This is a genomic window from Bacillus sp. SIMBA_074, assembly GCF_046534555.1.
Lineage (GTDB): Bacteria > Bacillota > Bacilli > Bacillales > Bacillaceae_G > Bacillus_A > Bacillus_A mycoides.
Genome location: NZ_JAWRYM010000552.1, coordinates 1 through 270 on the forward strand (window position 1 = coordinate 1; position 270 = coordinate 270).

General features: G+C 43.7%; 1 pseudogene. It reads left to right on the top strand.

Annotation, left to right across the window (positions count from 1 at the left end):
- A pseudogene (locus SB773_RS31940) lies at positions 1–270 on the top strand (preprotein translocase subunit SecY); the annotation flags it as partial.

Consider the following 270-nt stretch of genomic DNA (forward strand, 5'->3'; position numbering starts at 1 on the left):
GGTTTTCTCGCTGAACAGGACCAGCTGAGCGTCATAGGTCTTTTAAATACCTTTGGCGGCGGAGCACTAAAAAACTTCTCCATATTAGCGATGGGTATCATGCCATATATCACGGCATCTATCATCGTTCAACTATTACAGATGGATGTTGTACCTAAGTTCACTGAATGGTCTAAACAAGGGGAAGCAGGGCGCCGTAAATTAGCTCAATTCACGCGTTACTTCACTATTATCCTAGGATTTATCCAAGCTTTGGGCATGTCTTATGGG